The following is a 3,510-nucleotide window of genomic DNA, read 5'->3' as shown; positions in this document are numbered from 1 at the left end:
CACGACCACCCCCACACAGCGTTGTGACGATCAGCGTTGTCACGATCAGCGCCGGGAAGTGTGGCTCGGGGATTGAAGAGAAACATCGCACCGCCTCGATATCGAGTGGAAACCATGTGGCGATCCTGCGAGAGCGCAGCCGAAGGTCATCGACCTCGACGAAGGGTCGCTTCGAAGTCCGAACCTCCCCGAAGGTCCGAACTCAGGATCAAAATTTGTCGTCGTCAGGCGTCAGGAGCGCCGCAGTGTTGCAGTGCTCGACGCAAGGCTAGAAACCGGTTGCCCACACCTGCTCTACCGGAAACGTTCGGCTTCGCGGGCAAGTTCGGTCAACCGTTCACACAACTGTGTGAGCTCTGAACTCTCTGCGCCCTCGGCAACTGCTGTCGCCACATCTTCGGCAGCGCATCGGACCTCGAACATCCGATCCACGAGTTCGACCGCTTCGACTGCGGTCAAGATGACGGCGTCAGCCGGGATCGACGTGCCCTTGACGGCATTGCGCTGCTCGTACGCACGCTGTCGACAAGACTGGCTGCAGTACCGGCGTCGACGACCGACACCGGTCACCGCGACCTCTCGACCACACCACACACACGGGTTTCCCGAACGCGCAGACTGCGGTGATCCGACGCGTGTGCTCTCAGCCATGAATCGACACTGTACTCGAGATTCGGACGCCTTCGATGAACGCGCACGGTACCCGGTAAGATGGAGAGGTTGCGTCTTCTCGCCACACGGGAACCAATCGGGTGCTCGTGGCGTTGTAGATGAGTGTGAGCGTCTACTCCCCAAGTCAGGGCGCCCACCAGCGGTGACGAACGAAGAGAGGACACCACCATGGCAGATCGCGTACTTCGAGGTAGCCGACTCGGAGCTGTGAGCTACGAGACCGACCGTGACCATGACCTCGCGCCCCGTCGTATGGCCAAGTACAAGTGCGAGAACGGCGAGATCTTCGACATCCCGTTCGCGGACGAAGCCGAGATCCCCGGCACCTGGTTGTGCCGAAACGGCCTCGAAGGCACCCTCATGGAGGGGACTGCTCCCGAAGCCAAGAAGGTCAAGCCTCCCCGCACCCACTGGGACATGCTGCTCGAGCGTCGCTCGGTCGAGGAACTCGAAGAGCTCCTCAAAGAGCGTCTCGATTTGCTGAAGGCCAAGCGTCGCGGCGCATGAACTAGCACTTCGATCAAGACCGTCCGGTTCTACACCGGGCGGTCTTTCTCGTTCTTCGGGGAGTGATCGTTCACAAGTCGACGTCATACTTCGGCCCTTCTTCGACGTGGCAACTTCAGGATGCTTCGCGGTCCTCAAAGACACTTCAGGGCAACGTCATTCAGCATCCAGGCGCACTCGCGGGCCGACAGTGCGCAAATCCTGGACTTGCGCTGGAGAACCATCGGCACTGCTTCGTGCACCAGTGTGAGCTGTATCCCCCACCCCGCGACACACCAAACTTCGGTACACCAAACTTCGATACGGAGTGAACTGGTAGCCCAGTCACTCGGCCGGGTTGCTTGCCAAGTGACGATGGCAAGCAACCCGGCCGACTGGGGTGTGGGTGAATGTTTTGCGGTGCTGAACGGTTCTTCCGCTACTTCCCGGTCACCGAGTGATGCTCTGTGCCGCGGTTCCTTGGCGGAGGCGGGTGATTTCGTTGCGTGATTCGACGACCTGGGGGCTGTCGTCGCCCTTGCTGACAGCTAGGTCGCTGCACAGATCCAGCGCGGCACGAACGATATGTCGTCGTTGGCGACGTTCGGTGCGAGTGGGTGCGGCTTTCGCGTAAGTGCGTTGTTGTCGCCATCCGCCGGCGGCTGTCACCTCGGCGTCGGTCAGGACGCCGGACTCGATTTCCGGGGCGAGAATGTCACGGACGAAGTGGGATTCACGTGGGTGCGCCCAGACGAACGCGATCCACAAGGCAGTGAACGCGAAGACGATGTCGCCGATCATGATGACGAACACGAGCGAACTGCTGCCGCCGGCGATCGCGAGCATGGAATCCCACACGCCGTGGATCAGGATGGGTGCCACGATCAACGCCAATCCGCGTCCGATCCGCCGGGGCTGGGCCGGGGTGCCGATCAGATAGATCACGCCGGCGCAGAAAAGGGCGGTGAACAGGGGATGAGAGACGATGTCGGAGTAGGTGCGGGTGGCGATGGAACCGAGCAGGCCGTCGGTTTGGTGGGCGCCGAAGCCCTGTGTTGCGCCGGCAATCGAGTACAGAAAGTCTTCGCTGGTCTGAAATCCCAAGCCGATGAAAGCACCGAGGAGCAGGCCGTCGGTTGCGGTGCGCACCAGGCGTGGTGCAAGCGCGAGGAGGACTACGATGCCGATGCCTTTGGCGGTTTCCTCCACGAAGGGTGCAGAGAGGCCCGCATGCCAGTCCTGAGCCCATACCTGCCCGAAAATCTTCGAGTAGAGCGAACCGACTGCTCCGTTCGCGGGTACTGCGATAGTGAACGTTGCTGCGGTGGCGCCCCAGATGAAGCCGGTGACCACTAGTCCTACGGGTTGGCGTTCGTAGCGGTCGATGTGCCGGAACCACCATGTCCAGACCGCGGCGCTGATGACGCCGACGATGCCGGCAACGAGGAGTGCGCGCCCGAAGTATCCGGCGAAGGGAGCAAACATCTGCCAGCCTTTGACGAGGCCGAATCCGCACATCCACAGGTATATCCAGAACACGACGTTGCGTGGCTGGAAGAAGTGAAATTTCTCGCCCCAGGCCGTCGTATCGAATGCGCGGGAGCGGGTTTCGAGGAGATCGGTGCTCACTTGGTGTCTCCCTCGTGTGTGCCGATAGAGGCGATCATGTCGGTGATTTCTCGACTGCGGGCGGCGATCTGATCGGGTGGGCCGACTACCTGTACCCGAATTCCCTTGCCGTCGACGACGAATGTGGTCACCGATCCGGCGGACCGCGGAGTGTCAAAGCTGACCTGGACGCCGCCCAGACCCCCGGCGGTGCTGATCGGCTGGCGCGCACCGGAGACCGCAAGCACGGAACTGCCGTTCGTCGCAAGACTCACGGCATCTGTTTGGGAGAGGAGCTCGTCGGCAGTTCCACTGAATGTGTCGGCGTCGACGCTCACGGTGACGGTGCCATCGGTCAACGTCACACGTGGGAGCGAATCGGACGCGCCATGTTGGTCGGTTCGGAAACCACTGTCGACATTCCAGCCCGCAGGTGCGGCGAAGGAGACCGTTTCGGTCACGGCCATCCGGTCTCCGGCTCCGGTTGGATCTTCGGAGGAGACAGCGGAATCGATGGCGGGCACGATCACGGTCCAGAGCATCCACACCGCCAAGATCGCGAGGGCGTGTGGAAAGACTCGTGTGTCGAATCCGAGGAAGCGGTGATCCGCTGGTGGACGTCTTCCGTGTAGGGGCTCGTGCTTGTGTGCAGTACTCGAAATAGCGCTCAATTTCCCTCGTTTCCATTGCACGGCAGGTGTACTGACTATCGCAGAAACGGACAAATTCCGTGCATCAGCCGGC

4 protein-coding genes are annotated in these 3,510 nt (G+C 61.4%); 1 reads left to right on the top strand and 3 read right to left on the bottom strand.

Annotated features, from left to right (window positions below):
- Positions 1 to 294: 294 nt before the first annotated feature.
- On the bottom strand, positions 295 to 651 hold the full coding sequence (locus RhoBH5_RS00730; protein WP_042450945.1) for a hypothetical protein: 357 nt from the start codon (positions 649 to 651) through the stop codon (positions 295 to 297).
- A 189-nt stretch (positions 652 to 840) separates the two neighbouring features.
- Between RhoBH5_RS00730 and RhoBH5_RS00725 the strand changes: the two genes are divergently transcribed.
- Positions 841 to 1,179 carry an RNA polymerase-binding protein RbpA gene (locus tag RhoBH5_RS00725; protein ID WP_003944971.1) on the top strand — a complete coding sequence of 113 codons (339 nt, stop codon included), beginning with the start codon at positions 841 to 843 and terminating at the stop codon, positions 1,177 to 1,179.
- A gap of 429 nt (positions 1,180 to 1,608) precedes the next feature.
- On the opposite strand, the gene RhoBH5_RS00720 is transcribed toward RhoBH5_RS00725, so the two are convergent.
- Positions 1,609 to 2,787 (bottom strand): PrsW family intramembrane metalloprotease, encoded by a 1,179-nt coding sequence (locus RhoBH5_RS00720; RefSeq protein WP_003944910.1) that lies wholly within the window; start codon positions 2,785 to 2,787, stop codon positions 1,609 to 1,611.
- Entirely contained in the window at positions 2,784 to 3,437 is a 654-nt protein-coding gene (locus RhoBH5_RS00715) for a hypothetical protein (RefSeq protein ID WP_249342658.1), read from the bottom strand. Before RhoBH5_RS00715 ends, RhoBH5_RS00720 begins: the two co-directional genes overlap by 4 nt.
- Positions 3,438 to 3,510: the final 73 nt, after the last annotated feature.

Origin of the sequence: Rhodococcus sp. BH5 (assembly GCF_027583855.1) — a bacterium.
GTDB classification, from domain to species: Bacteria; Actinomycetota; Actinomycetes; order Mycobacteriales; family Mycobacteriaceae; genus Rhodococcus_F; species Rhodococcus_F qingshengii.
The sequence above is the reverse complement of the archived record's forward strand: the minus strand, read 5'-3'. Positions and strand labels throughout refer to the sequence as shown.